At 61.2% G+C, this 12762-nt stretch carries 11 protein-coding genes and 1 pseudogene; 8 read left to right on the forward strand and 4 right to left on the reverse strand.

Annotated elements, in window-relative coordinates; all coding sequences use genetic code 11:
* The first annotated feature begins 11 nt into the window (after positions 1–11).
* On the forward strand, positions 12–896 hold the full coding sequence (locus C5J24_RS20605; protein ID WP_105420518.1) for an ABC transporter substrate-binding protein: 885 nt from the start codon (positions 12–14) through the stop codon (positions 894–896).
* On the forward strand, positions 893–2860 hold the full coding sequence (gene fhuB / locus C5J24_RS20610; protein ID WP_105420520.1) for a Fe(3+)-hydroxamate ABC transporter permease FhuB: 1968 nt from the start codon (positions 893–895) through the stop codon (positions 2858–2860). Before C5J24_RS20605 ends, fhuB begins: the two co-directional genes overlap by 4 nt.
* A gap of 406 nt (positions 2861–3266) precedes the next feature.
* Here the strand turns inward: fhuB and C5J24_RS20615 are convergent, their stop codons facing one another.
* Positions 3267–3716, reverse strand: coding sequence for an IS5 family transposase (locus C5J24_RS20615; protein ID WP_119752364.1), 450 nt, complete (start codon positions 3714–3716; stop codon positions 3267–3269).
* 84 nt (positions 3717–3800) lie between these two features.
* On the opposite strand from C5J24_RS20615, the pseudogene C5J24_RS20620 reads away from it, so the two are divergent.
* A pseudogene (locus C5J24_RS20620) lies at positions 3801–4175 on the forward strand (IS481 family transposase); the annotation flags it as partial.
* A 61-nt stretch (positions 4176–4236) separates the two neighbouring features.
* Here the strand turns inward: C5J24_RS20620 and C5J24_RS20625 are convergent.
* Positions 4237–5454 (reverse strand): SfnB family sulfur acquisition oxidoreductase, encoded by a 1218-nt coding sequence (locus C5J24_RS20625; RefSeq protein ID WP_105420524.1) that lies wholly within the window; start codon positions 5452–5454, stop codon positions 4237–4239.
* A gap of 271 nt (positions 5455–5725) precedes the next feature.
* Between C5J24_RS20625 and C5J24_RS20630 the strand changes: the two genes are divergently transcribed.
* Complete coding sequence (locus tag C5J24_RS20630; RefSeq protein WP_105420526.1) at positions 5726–7045, forward strand: LLM class flavin-dependent oxidoreductase; 1320 nt, start codon at positions 5726–5728, stop codon at positions 7043–7045.
* A 173-nt stretch (positions 7046–7218) separates the two neighbouring features.
* Positions 7219–7401: a hypothetical protein gene (locus C5J24_RS20635; protein WP_105404926.1), complete on the forward strand. Its 183-nt coding sequence runs from the start codon at positions 7219–7221 to the stop codon at positions 7399–7401.
* A gap of 95 nt (positions 7402–7496) precedes the next feature.
* Here the strand turns inward: C5J24_RS20635 and C5J24_RS20640 are convergent, their stop codons facing one another.
* Positions 7497–8156, reverse strand: a complete 660-nt coding sequence (locus C5J24_RS20640; protein WP_105420528.1) for a peroxiredoxin — start codon at positions 8154–8156, stop codon at positions 7497–7499.
* Positions 8157–8475: 319 nt separating this feature from the next.
* A complete protein-coding gene (locus C5J24_RS20650) occupies positions 8476–9234 on the reverse strand; it encodes an IclR family transcriptional regulator (RefSeq protein WP_245437451.1) in 759 nt (252 codons plus the stop codon).
* Positions 9235–9344: 110 nt separating this feature from the next.
* Here C5J24_RS20650 and C5J24_RS20655 point away from each other — a divergent pair, with 110 nt between their 5' ends.
* From C5J24_RS20655 to C5J24_RS20665, 3 genes are read left to right on the forward strand one after another with little or no spacing between them, the layout of a single operon-like run.
* Positions 9345–10280, forward strand: a complete 936-nt coding sequence (locus tag C5J24_RS20655) for a polysaccharide deacetylase (RefSeq protein ID WP_105420531.1) — start codon at positions 9345–9347, stop codon at positions 10278–10280.
* A 42-nt stretch (positions 10281–10322) separates the two neighbouring features.
* Positions 10323–11816, forward strand: a complete 1494-nt coding sequence (locus tag C5J24_RS20660; protein ID WP_105420533.1) for an ABC transporter substrate-binding protein — start codon at positions 10323–10325, stop codon at positions 11814–11816.
* An 18-nt stretch (positions 11817–11834) separates the two neighbouring features.
* Positions 11835–12755, forward strand: coding sequence for an ABC transporter permease (locus C5J24_RS20665; protein WP_105420535.1), 921 nt, complete (start codon positions 11835–11837; stop codon positions 12753–12755).
* Positions 12756–12762 lie beyond the last annotated feature (7 nt).

The raw sequence follows: 12762 nt of genomic DNA on the forward strand, positions 1-12762 counted from the left end.
TCTGTCCCGAGATGAAGATTTCAAGGCGTTCATTTCTGCACCATGCGGCGGCCGCAGCCGTCTCGATGCCGAAGCCATTGCGGGCCGAGGTCGCCAGGCAAAGGGTGGTCGGCCTCGACTACGGGCTGTCGTCCACGCTCCTGTCGCTTGGATTGCCTCCAGTCGGAATATCCGACCTTGCCGACTGGGACAAATGGGTGGTCGAGCCGGCAATGCCGCAATCGGTCGTCGATATAGGCAGTTCCCATGAAGTCGATTTCGAGGTCCTGATACAGCTGAAGCCAGACATTATTCTGACGACGCCTTATCTCGACGAGCTTTTGCCCAGGCTCCAGCCGATTGCGAAGATTTTGCGGCTTGAAATCTTCACGCCCGACACTGGCCCGATCCTCCCGGCGGCGATCGCGGCGACGCGCAAACTGGCTGCCGAACTCGGCCATGAGGCCGAGGCGGAACCGTTCCTGGCGCGATCCGACGCATTCTTCGAGAGGTGCCGCCGACGGCTTGCCGGCCGGACCGTTCCGCCAGTTGTGCTGGTGAGCTTTATGGATGCGCGGCACGCTCGCGTCTATTCGGCCCCTGGCCTGTTTCACAATGCGCTCGAGCGTATTGGTGTGCGTAATGCCTGGACGCGGCAATCGAACTATTGGGGCTTCGAGACTATTGGCATCGAAGAATTGTCCGTCATCACCGATCCGAATGCCCGGCTGATCGCCTTCGACCCCGTCCCGCCCGACGTATTGCCGAAGCTCGTCGACAGCCCATTGTGGCAGGCGCTCCCGTTTTCCCGGCCAGGTCACCTGTCAGTCGTTCCGCCGGCACTGATGTTCGGCATGGTCAACGAGGCTGTGCGTTTCGCCGGCCTGGTGACCGACGTTCTGGAACAAGACGCATGAAGGCAATTCGCCGCGAAAATCTCGGGCCGGCGCTCGTGTCTCTCGTCCTGCTCTGCGCCGGTTGTATGGCATTCTGGCTTCTCGTAGGACCGACGCTCTCAGAATCGGCCGGGCAGGGCAACGACATTCAGCGCATGGTGCTGTATTATTCGACCTTGCCACGGCTAACCACGGCGTTGCTTGCCGGTGCCGCGCTCGCATTGTCCGGTGCCTTGTTCCAGCAGGTCCTACGAAACCCGCTGGCGGACCCGACGACGCTCGGCGTGTCAGCCGGAGCCAATCTCGCGCTGGTTGTCGTCTCGCTTTTTATTCCCGACCTGCTTGGGGCCGGCCGCGACATTGTCGCTCTTCTCGGGAGCGCCGCCGCCGCTGCGATCGTCGTCGGCTTTGGCGCACGGCGCGGCTTCTCCCCCTATTCGCTTGTCCTCTCGGGTTTGGTACTAAGCCTCTGGTGCGGGGGCCTGTCGGCTATCCTGACCTACCTGAACCAGCGCTACCTGGCGAGCCTGTTCATCTGGGGCGCCGGTTCGTTGGCGCAGCAGAGCTGGGTCATTCCCCTGTCGCTCATCTGGAAAATGGGCACCGTCGCCATCGTCTGCGCGCTGGTGATCAGGCCGCTGTCGCTGCTCGACCTGGGAGAGAGCAGTTCGGCCGCGCTCGGAGTGAGGCTCGCTCGCCTTCGCATCGTGGTCGTCGCCTGTGCGGTGGCGCTTGCCGCCTTCGTCACCAGTGCCGTCGGCGTCATCGGCTTCATCGGGCTGGTCGCACCGACGCTCGCGCGGCTCTCTGGAGCGCGTCGGCCGGTCCAGTTGATCTTCTGGTCTCCGTTGATCGGCGCGGGACTGCTCTTTCTTGCCGACTCCGTGCTCCAACTCGCTGCAGGCGGCTTTGGCGATTTTCTGCCGACTGGTGCAGTCACCGCCATCTTCGGTTCGCCGCTGCTCCTGGCGCTACTGCCGCGATTGAAGATCCGTCACAGGATTCAGCAGGCGGCGGCGCGACGCCGCCCGCCCGCGTGGAACACGAAAGTCCCGGTCACCATTGCTGCCGCAAGTGTTCTGGTTCTCGTGATTGTCGCTCTTTTTGTTGGGCGTGGGCCTGGCGGCAGCTGGACTGTCCTTTCCGGCGAATTCCTCGACGATATCCTTGCGATCCGCGCCCCGAAGGTCTTTGCGGCGCTCGCATCCGGCGCGATGCTTGCCGTCGCGGGTTCGATCCTCCAGAGATTGACCGGCAACGAGATGGCAAGCCCCGAAGTTCTCGGGATCAGCGCCGGCGCTACCTTCGGCGTTGCCGTCGCTCTTTTTGCCATCGCACCGGGGTTTTCCGGCCAGTTTGCCTTTGCCGTCGGCGGTGCCATCTCGGTTCTGACCGTCATTCTTTTGAGTTCACGGCGCTCCACCTTCGCCCCGGAACGGGTCTTGTTGGCCGGCATCGCGCTCAGTGCGATGGTCGATGCAATTGTCGGCGTCCTGAGTTCGACGGGAGATCCAAGGGCAGTCCTGCTCATGCGCTGGATGAGCGGCTCGACCTATCTGGTCGACGGCCCGATAGCCACGGCGGAAGCAGCAATAGCAGCTGCACTGATTGCCGTTGCTCTGGCAGCGCGCCGTTGGCTCGACATCCTGCCGCTTGGACCAGCCCCTTCAGCGGCGGTCGGCATACCGTTGGCGAGATCGAGGCTGGCGCTGTTCGGACTTGCCGGACTTATGACCGCGGCCGCAACGCTGACTGTCGGGCCGCTATCCTTCGTCGGGCTCATGGGGCCACATCTTGCGCGGGAGGCCGGCTTGACGCGCGCCCTTCCACAGATGATCGGCGCTGCGCTGATCGGCGCCGGACTAATGGTTGCGGCAGATTTCGTCGGCCGCACCATCGTAGCGCCCTACCAGATCCCGGCCGGACTCGTCTCTGCCCTCATAGGCGCTCCTTGCCTGATGTTTTTGTTGAGCAGGAGGCGTTAGAAACTATTTCCCGGGTGTGAATCCGAACTGGTGGCCCTGGTGCCGATCGGCAGGTTAAATATTTGTTATCGCTCAAGCGACAGGGGGCATTGGATGATGCCTGTTCAAAGCCTTTGTTCGTTACTCTTCGCCGGCTCGATCAGATGGCCAAATTAGGCCCGACCAAAACCTCGTCGGAAATAAAAGCCATCCGTGGCGAGGGCTTCACATACCTGATCCGGTGGCAGCTCAAGGCCTGGGCTTCAGCGAAAGGGTCGTGGTCTTGAGTGGCGGAGGGTTGCGACTTACCCAATGTCCAAGACGTACTTTGTGGGGGAACCGAACAACCGATGTTCAAGTCTTCAAGGAGTTTGCAACAAGGGTTGACTGGGTCTTCGGTTCGATCCTTTCAAGGGCACCGATACCCCTAGGACGAATCGGCATTCAATGCAGCCATAGTGGCCACGAGATAGACGAAGCCTTGGGAGTGAATGGTTCTGCGGTCGTAGCGCGTCGCGAAGCAGCGGAAGTGCTTCATTCGGTTGAAGCAGCGCTCGATGCGGTTTCGATCGATGTAGGCGAGTTCATCGTGCGGAATGATGATCTTGCGCGAGCGGTTTGACGGGATCACCGCCTCAGCTCCCATGCCGGCAATCGTTTCCCACAAGGCGTTGCTGTCATGGGCTTCATCGGCCAGCACGGCATTGCCGATCTGCCCCTCCAGAAGCGCCGGCGCTTGCGTGATGTCTCCGACATAACCTGATGTCACGATGAAACGCAATGGTCGGCCAAGCGCATCGGCCAGCATGTGGATCTTGGTGGTCAGTCCGCCTCTGGAACGCCCCAGCGCCTGATCCTTGGCCCCCCTTTTCCGGATGCCGCATGCTGATGGGCGCTAACGATCGTGTTTGATCCCGGGAATTGATGGTGCGATCTTTTCCGCCGAATGGAAGGAAGCACTATGGGCCAAATACGTCACGGCAGCGCCACGACCACGCACGCAGTCCGAGCTGCAATACAGCGATCGCAAGCTTCGGCCGCGGAGCTGAGCCGGAGCTACGGGATCAATCCGAAGACGGTTCTGAAGTGGCGCAAGCAGGCAACGGTCGAAGATTTCAAGACAGGACCGAAGGAGCCGCATTCAACCGTTCTCAGTGAAGAAGAGGAGGCGATCATTATCGCGTTCCGGCGGCACACGCTGCTGGCGCTGGATGATTGCCTCTATGCTCTTCAGCCGACAATCCCGCATCTGACGCGATCGTCATTGCATCGATGCCTGCAACGCCATGGGATTTCGAGACTGCCGGATGTGGAGGGCGACAAACCGTCGAGGTCTGGACAAAGGAGCCCGAAAGATTCAGGCTCCATCCAATCCATCAATTCCCGGGACTAAACACCTAGAACTGGCCGTTGGGCCGCGGCACATTGCCGTTCAGGTGAAAGTCGCCGATTGCGTGATGTTTCCAGCGCACCGGATCATGCACCGTGTGGGTGCGGGCATTGCGCCAATGGCGGTCGAGATTCAGGTCTTCCTTGGTCGCGGACGTTCCGGCAAGTTCGAACAGGCCGTTGGTCGCGTCGAGTGCGGCCTCCGTGGTCAGGATCTTTGCGGCGGCGACGGAAAGCGAGGCCTCGATCGCAGTCTCCGAGGACGGGTTGATCTGGGCGACATCGACCTTGCGACCGGCACGCTCGAGAACCGCGCTTGCCGCCTCCAGCTTCACGGCGATCGAACCGGTCCGCGCAATGGTCAGCGGGTCGGCGCTGGCGGTCTCAACGCCGACATTGCGGATGCCCCGGGATTTGCTGCGCACGAAGCCGATCATGTCGGCAAAGGCGGCTCGTGCAATCCCCAGGTCGACGGCGGCATGCAGCAGCTGGCCAAGCGAGCCGAGTGGCGCGTGCCGTTCGAAACTCCGGTAATAGCTGACGACCGAATCCGGCGAGACGTAGACGTTGTCGATCACGACGGTACCGCTGGCCGTGGTGCGCTGGCCGAACCCGTCCCAATCGTCGACGATCGTCAGTCCTTCGGCATCGCGCGGCACGATCGCCATGACTGCTTTTCCTTCGGGATCGAGACCGAAGACCGCCACCCAATCGGCAAACAGCGCGCCGGTCGAATAATATTTGCGGCCGGTGATGCGATAGCCGAGCCCATCCGCCACCAGCCGGGTCTCGATGTCGCCGGCCGCCTTCGTTCCGGACTCGGCAAGGGCATTGCCGAAATGTTCGCCGGCCAGCGCCCGCGCGAAGAAATATTTCTTCTGCTCCTCGCTGCCGGAAAGGCGCAGGGCTTCGAGAATGGAAAAATGGTTCTGGGGGATCTGACCCACCGATGCATCGGCCTCGGACAGAATGGCGATCACCTCCGCCAGGAAAGCATTGGAAATGTCGGCGCCGCCATATTCTGCGGGCACGGTGATGCCGAGCAACCCCGACCGGGCGACCAGTTCCATCTCGTCATGCGGCAGTAGCCGCTCCCGGTCGCGAAGACTCGAACCTTCGGCGATGCGCGCCGAAAGCCCCGTCGCCACCTCGATCGCCTGGTCCTCGGTCGCGAGATATGGAGCCACTGCTCTGATCTTTCCTGCCAAATGGAAAACCCTGCTCATGTGCGCCTCCCGGATCAAGCCCGTCATTCAGCCACGTCACGGAGTCGGTGAGAAGGAATAAAGCTTCAATTGCACGGGCCGAACGACGTGAATTTTCTCTTTTTGGCGGCCGCACCGGGAGATTTGCGGATTGTCACGCCAAGTTGAGCGGAAGGAGAGAGAATTTCTCCGGGGCGACGGGATCGACGCAACAACTTTCCTTAGCGCGCCGGACAGGAATGCCTAGTTTAAGGAAACAAGCCCGTTTTTCCTCTCAGCAGAGCGTCGTCCCATGGCAAGATCACTACACCTTACCGCCTTCATGCGTCCCGTCAGCCTGCATACCGGTGCCTGGCGTTATCCCGGCGCCTATGCGGACGCCAATTTCAATTTCGGGCATATCAAGTCCTTCATACAGAAGCTGGAGGCCGCCAAGTTCGACGCGTTCTTCATGGCCGATCACCTGGCGGTGCTGAACATGCCGGTCGAAGCGCTGAAGCGCAGCCACACGGTGACGTCGTTCGAGCCGTTCACGCTGCTGTCGGCGCTTGCCGCGGTCACCGAGAAGATCGGCCTTGCGGCGACCGCCTCGACAACCTTCGACGAGCCCTATCATGTGGCCCGCCGGTTCGCCTCGCTCGACCATATCAGCAACGGCCGCGCCGCCTGGAACATCGTCACCACCTCCAATCCGGATTCCGCCCGCAATTTCGGTCTCGACGAGCATGTGGAGCACGGCGAGCGCTACAAGCGGGCGCGCGAGTTCTATGACGTCGTCACCGGGTTGTGGGACAGTTTTGCGGACGATGCCTTCATCCGCGACCAGCAGAGCGGCATTTTCTTCGATCCGGAAAAGATGCACGTGCTCGAGCACAAGGGTGACGAACTCAGCGTACGCGGGCCGCTCAACATTGCCCGCCCGGTACAGGGCTGGCCGGTGATCGTGCAGGCGGGGCAGTCGGAGCCGGGGCGCCAGCTTGCGGCCGAGACCGCCGAACTGGTCTTCTGTTCGCCGCGCGATCTCGCAGCCTCCAGGGCGCTGTATGCGGACATCAAGGGCCGTATGGTCGCCGCCGGACGCAACCCCGACCACCTGAAGATCCTGCCGGCCGCCTTCATCGTCGTTGGCGATACGGTGGAAGAGGCGAAGGCGAAGCGGGCGGCGCTCGACAGCCTGGTGCATTACGACAGCGCCATCGCCTCGCTGTCGATCGCGCTCGGCCACGATGCGTCCGGCTTCGATCCGGACGGTCCGCTGCCGGACATCCCGGAAACCAATGCCAGCAAGTCCGGCCGCGCCCAGGTCCTCAAACTCGCCGAGCAGGAAAAGTTGACGGTGCGCCAGCTTGCGCAGCGTTACGGCGGTTATTCGGGCCTCGCCTTCGTCGGCACGCCGCAAACCATCGCCGACGAGATGCAGGCCTGGCTTTCGGAAGAGGCGAGCGACGGATTTACTGTCGTTTTCCCCTACCTGCCGCAGGGTCTGGACGACGTGACACAGCGGCTTATTCCGGAACTCCAGCGCCGCAGGATCTTCCGCACCGACTATGAAGGAGCGACGCTGCGCGAGCATCTCGGCCTGCCGCGGCCGGCCAACCGCTTCTTTGCCTGAGGCATCAGTGGGAAGCGGGCAGGGATCGCTATTTCATCGACTGCCACATTTTGGACATAACAATTTCAAATGTGTCAACGAATTAGTATAGGGTTTTGATAGACTACATTGACCGAAACGGTATTTGGCCTGAAAGTGGGGACGTATTACGCTCAACCAACTGGAGGCTGACGATGATCGCTTGTGGCTTATCCCTGTTTGGATTTGATCTGTTCGGGCTGGCCCGGCGCGCGCCGGGCAAGGCGGGTGCGGACAGCACTGAACGCAAGACGTCCGAAAAGGATCGTGAGGAACTTCGCGATCCGGATCGCGAACATTCGGAAAGCTTCTTCTGGGGCATGTATCCCGTCTATTGACCGGCCTTCCGGCACGGGGGCGATTATCCGGAATACAAAAAAGCCGGCGAAGCGATCCGCTCCGCCGGCTTTTTATGTTCGAATAGACGAGCCGATCAGGCCGTGGGCTGCTTGGTCTTGCGCAGATAGGGCAGGACCGTATCGAACGAACCGAAGCGGGTGATCGCGTCCTCGTTGGAAACCGCGGCGGTGATGATCACATCCTCACCCTGCGTCCAGTTGGCCGGCGTCGCGACCTGGTGCTTGGCGGTGAGCTGGATCGAGTCGATCGCCCGCAGGATTTCGTTGAAGTTGCGGCCGGTGGTCATCGGATAGGTGAGGATCAGCTTGATCTTCTTGTCCGGGCCGATCACGTAGACCGAGCGGACCGTCGCATTGTCGGCAGGCGTGCGGCCCTCCGAACTTTCGCCGGCTGCGGCCGGCAGCATGTCGTAGAGCTTGGCAACCTTGAGGTCGCGGTCGCCAATCAGCGGATATTCCACCTCGAAACCGGTCGCGGTCTTGATGTCGTCCTTCCACTTGCCGTGGCTTTCGACCGGATCGACGGAGATGCCGATGATCTTGACGCCACGCTTTTTGAATTCACCCTCCAGCCCTGCCATGGCGCCGAGCTCGGTCGTGCAGACCGGCGTGAAGTTCTTCGGGTGGGAAAACAGCACCGCCCAACCGCTGCCGATCCAGTCGTGGAAATGGATCGTGCCCTGGGTGGTCTCGGCAGTGAAATCCGGTGCTATGTCGTTGATACGAAGGCTCATGTTTCAGCTCCCTTGAATTGTTGTGTCTGCAGCGATCGGGACTTCGAAGCCGGCCCGATCAAGCGGCCGCTTGGGTCGCCTGTCAGTTATAGAGTATTTCGCGGATACCTGCCTGCTCTTCCGGCGGCCCGCTTTCCACGCTTGGCCAAAAAGCAGGAGCTGCCATTGAAAACTCCGGATTCGTGTCGTCAAGAACGATATAGCCGCTTCAAGATTGCGGGCCGACGCAGTTTGTTCCAAAATGCCGGCAGGAAAGAGTGTAGCTTTCCAAATCATGCCGCAGCCGCATCGGTTCCATCATCCGCGTCAGGAATGAGCCTCAGCGGCGGTAGCCAAGCGCCCGGCTGATATCGTCGGCTGCACTGCGGACCATCAGCAGAAAGCCCTCGCGCTGCTCGTTGTAACGCACGGTCGGAACGCCGAGATTGAGAGCCGCGACGACCGCGCCGTTGCCATCGAAGATCGGCGCGGCAATGCCGGTCGAGCCGGTGACGAATTCCTGGTCGTTCAGTGCATAGCCATCCCGGCGGATCTTCACGAGCATCTCGCGGATGCGCTCGATATCGGTCACCGTATAGCGGGTATAGGAGAGCAGCTGGACACGGGAAAGATAGTGTTCCAGCGCCTCCTTCGGCGTGAAGGCGAGCAACACGCGACCGGTCGCGGTGCAATAGGCGGCGATCGCCGCATCGAGGTTGACGTCATAACGAACCCGATGCCGGCTGACGCATTTCGCCAGCCGTCTTATGTCGCAATGGGCGTTCATCGTCGCGAGCAGGATAGTTTCGCCGGACTCGTCGCGCAGCTTTTCCATGAACGGTTTCGCCACCACGACCAGCGGCTCTTCATGGCGTCTGAACGGAAAGCCGTGCCGGCTCGCCTCGACCAGCATATAGCGGCCGGCATCGTCCCGGACCACGTGGCCACGGGCAGCCAACGTCTGGACGAGACCGTGCGCGCTGCTTTTCGGGAAAGAAAGATCGCGCACGATCTGCGCCAGCGGCACCGCTTCCCGCCGGGAAGCCATATATTCCAGGAGATCGAGTATCCTGCCGGCGCTTTTGATTTCGGAGTTCATATATGTGAACGAAACCCCCATTGATGGCTATCGGATCGGCTCATAACAATTCTGCCTAGAAAGCAGCCACTCACATTTTCGAGTGTCGCGCTGACAGGATGAACGATCTCATGAATGCGCCGAATAAGCAAAATGATGTCTCCGAACCCTGGACCTGGCCGGATAGTGTCTGGCAGCAGAAGGTTCAGAAGGTACGCGCCGGGCGTTCCCTTAAGCCTGCGAAATGGAAAAACGGCGCACGCATGGCAGTCGCATTGTCCTTCGATTCCGATCACGAGACGATGGAACTGCGCAATGGCGGCACCTCCTTCGGCACGATGAGCCGCGGCCAATACGGCGCCCGCGCCGGCATGCCACGCATCCTGCGGCTGCTGAAAAAATACTCCATTCCGGCCTCCTTCTTCATGCCGGCGGTCTCGGCGATGATCAATGCGGACGAAGTGAAGACCGTGGTTTCGTCGGGCCACGAGCTCGGCATCCATAGCTGGATCCACGAGTTCAATTCCCGCCTTGACGAGGTGACCGAACGCGACCTGGCGCTACGCGCCTCCGACACGCTCGAACGCCTGTCCGGCATCCGCCCCGTCGGCATGCGCACCGCGTCCTGGGATTTCAGCCCCTATACACTGAAGATCGCTCGCGAGATGGGTCTGCTCTACGATTCTTCGCTGATGGCCGACGAGGAGCCCTACGAACTTCTGGAGGACGGCGAACCGACCGGCGTGGTCGAGATCCCCGTCGAGTGGATCCGCGACGACGCACCTTACGTGGCGATGGACCGGATGACCGGCGCGCGACCTTACGGCGGCCCTGCCATGGTTTTCGACATCTTCGCCCGCGAGTTCGAAGTTGCCTGGGAAGAGGGCGGGCTGTTCCAGCTCACCATGCACCCGCATCATATCGGGCACCGTTCACGCATCTTCATTCTGGAAGAGATCATCCGGCTCGCCAAGTCAAAGGGCGACGTCTGGTTCTGCACCCATGCGGAACTGGCGCGTTACTGTGCCGACGAGGCCGGGCTCAAGACCGGCGCGAAGGCGGCGTAAACAGTTCTTGAATACAGCAGCAACAACAATGAGGGTAAGGGAATGTCTGCCAAATTCGCATCCATAGCCGCCGTGCTACTGGCGCTCACCGCGTCGACCGCGCTTGCGCAAACCAAGGACACGCTGACCATCGACCTGCCGAACGATGCGGCAACGCTCGATCCGCATCTGCAGTGGAACACCGACAGCTACTCGATCTACCGCAATATCTTCGACAACCTGCTGACGCGCGACGTCAAGGGCGAGATCGTGCCGCAGATCGCCAAGTCCTGGAAATATCTCGACGACAAGACGATCGAATTCCAGATTCGCGACGACGTGACCTTCCAGGACGGCACGAAACTCACGGCTGAGGATGTCGCCTTCTCGATCAACCGCATCATCGACCCGAAGCTGAAGAGCCCGCAGCTTTCGCAGTTCGACCAGATCGCCAAGGCCGAGGCGGTGAGCCCGACCGTGGTCAAGATGACCACCAAGTCACCTTATCCGGCGCTGCTCGCCCAGCTCGTCAAGCTGTCGATCGTGCCGAAGGCCTATGTCGAAAAGGTCGGCGACCAGGAATTCAACCTGAAGCCGCTCGGTTCTGGCCCCTACAAGATGGCCAATTGGCAGAAGGGCGTTCAGACCGAACTCGAGGCGTATTCGAGCTACTGGCGCGCCAAGCCGCCGTTCCAGAAGGTGGTCTTCCGCACCGTGCCCGACGTCTCGACCCGTATCGCCGACCTCAAGACCGGCAAGGCCGACCTCGTCCGCGACGTGCCGCCGGATCAGGCCGAAAGCATCAAGAGCGACAGCAATTCGCAGGTCCTGTCGGTTCCGACCGAGCGCATCGGCTATCTCTTCATCAATGCCCAGGGCGGCGTCACCAAGGACGTCCGCGTCCGCCAGGCGATTGCCTATGCGATCGACCGCCAGGCGCTCGTCGAGGCGCTGCTCGAAGGATACGGCAAGCCGGTCGAAGTCCTCGGCGCCGAGCCGGTCTTCGGCTACACCGACAAGATCAAGGGTTATGAATATAACCTCGACAAGGCGAAGGAACTGGTGAAGGCTGCCGGCGCGGAGGGCGCGACCGTCGAATTCCTGACCTCTCCCGCCTATAGCCGCGCCACCGTCGAAGCCATTCAGCAGATGGTCAACGAAGCCGGTCTCAAGGTGGAGATCTCGTCCAGCGACCAGGCGACCTTCCTGAAGCGCCGCCAGGGCGATCCCGCCAATGCCGGCGGTCTTGCCTTCGGCGCCTGGTCCTGCGCCTGCCAGGACGTCGATGGCGTGATCTTCCCGCTGTTCCGCACTGGCAGCATCTGGGCCAAGTACTCGAACCCGAAGTTCGATGAAGCGGTCGACAAGGCGCGCGTCATCCTCGACCAGAAGGAGCGTCTGAAGCTCTACGAACAGGCCTACCAGGTCCTGAAGGACGACGTTCCGGGCATGGGCCTTTATCAGGCCTATGCGCTCTACGGAGCCGCCAAAAAGCTGAAGTGGCAGCCGACCGCCAATGAAGCCATGTTCGTCATGGACATGAGCTGGCAGCAGTAAAAGACAGGTAACAGGATCATGTTGAGATATGCCGTCGAGCGTTTGATACAGGCGATCATTGCGATCTTCGGCGTTCTCACCATCGTCTTCGTCGTCATGCATCTCTCGGGCGACCCCACCCTGTTGCTGGTGCCGCAGGACGCATCGGCCGAGATGATCGCCCAGTTGCGCAGCCAGCTCGGTTTCGACCGGCCGATCTGGGTGCAATATCTCGAATATCTGGGCGGACTTGCGCATTTCGACTTCGGCATTTCCGTCGTCCAGCGGGTGCCGGCATTCGATATCGTCGTTTCGCGTGTGCCCTATACGGCGATGCTTGCCGCCGGCGCGCTGGTGGTGGCGATCGGCATGGGCATTCCGGCCGGCATCATCATGGCGACCAGGCGCGGCGGCTGGCTCGAACGGCTTCTGACGGCGATCGTCGTCACCGGCCAGAGCGTGCCGACCTTCCTGTCGGGCATCGTGCTGATCTTCCTCTTCGGCGTGACGCTGCGCTGGCTGCCGACATCCGGCTCCGGCGATTTTGCCTCGCTGGTCATGCCGTCGCTAGCGCTTGGGGCCATCTCGATGTCGACCTTTGCCCGCATGACCCGCATCTCGATCATCGACGAACTCGGCAAGGACTATGTCAGGGCAGGGCGCGCCCGCGGCCTGTCGCTCGGCTCCGTTGTGTTCCGCCATGTGCTGCGCAATGCTGCGATCCCGGTCATCACTATTGCCGCACTCGAAATCGGTAACCTGCTCGCCGGTGCTGTCATCGTCGAGACGGTATTCGCCTGGCCGGGCATCGGCCAGCTCGCCATCCAATCCATCCAGTCGCGCGACTTCCTGGTCGTCCAGGTGATCGTGCTGCTGATTTCCTTCGTTTATGTGCTGACCAGCGTGATCGCGGATTTCGTCTACGCGCTCGTCGATCCGCGCATCCGTCTGGTCCGATAAGGAGAAG

Origin of the sequence: Neorhizobium sp. T25_27 (assembly GCF_002968565.1) — a bacterium.
In the GTDB taxonomy this organism is placed as follows: domain Bacteria; phylum Pseudomonadota; class Alphaproteobacteria; order Rhizobiales; family Rhizobiaceae; genus Neorhizobium; species Neorhizobium tomejilense.

Coding starts and splice junctions, on each gene's coding strand:
- C5J24_RS20635 (WP_105404926.1), top strand. CDS start 7,219: ATGATCGCTTGTGGCTTATCCCTGTTTGGATTTGATCTGTTCGGGCTG.
- C5J24_RS20605 (WP_105420518.1), top strand. CDS start 12: ATGAAGATTTCAAGGCGTTCATTTCTGCACCATGCGGCGGCCGCAGCC.
- C5J24_RS20665 (WP_105420535.1), top strand. CDS start 11,835: ATGTTGAGATATGCCGTCGAGCGTTTGATACAGGCGATCATTGCGATC.
- C5J24_RS20650 (WP_245437451.1), bottom strand. CDS start 9,234: ATGAACTCCGAAATCAAAAGCGCCGGCAGGATACTCGATCTCCTGGAA.
- fhuB (WP_105420520.1), top strand. CDS start 893: ATGAAGGCAATTCGCCGCGAAAATCTCGGGCCGGCGCTCGTGTCTCTC.
- C5J24_RS20655 (WP_105420531.1), top strand. CDS start 9,345: ATGAATGCGCCGAATAAGCAAAATGATGTCTCCGAACCCTGGACCTGG.
- C5J24_RS20660 (WP_105420533.1), top strand. CDS start 10,323: ATGTCTGCCAAATTCGCATCCATAGCCGCCGTGCTACTGGCGCTCACC.
- C5J24_RS20640 (WP_105420528.1), bottom strand. CDS start 8,156: ATGAGCCTTCGTATCAACGACATAGCACCGGATTTCACTGCCGAGACC.
- C5J24_RS20625 (WP_105420524.1), bottom strand. CDS start 5,454: ATGAGCAGGGTTTTCCATTTGGCAGGAAAGATCAGAGCAGTGGCTCCA.
- C5J24_RS20630 (WP_105420526.1), top strand. CDS start 5,726: ATGGCAAGATCACTACACCTTACCGCCTTCATGCGTCCCGTCAGCCTG.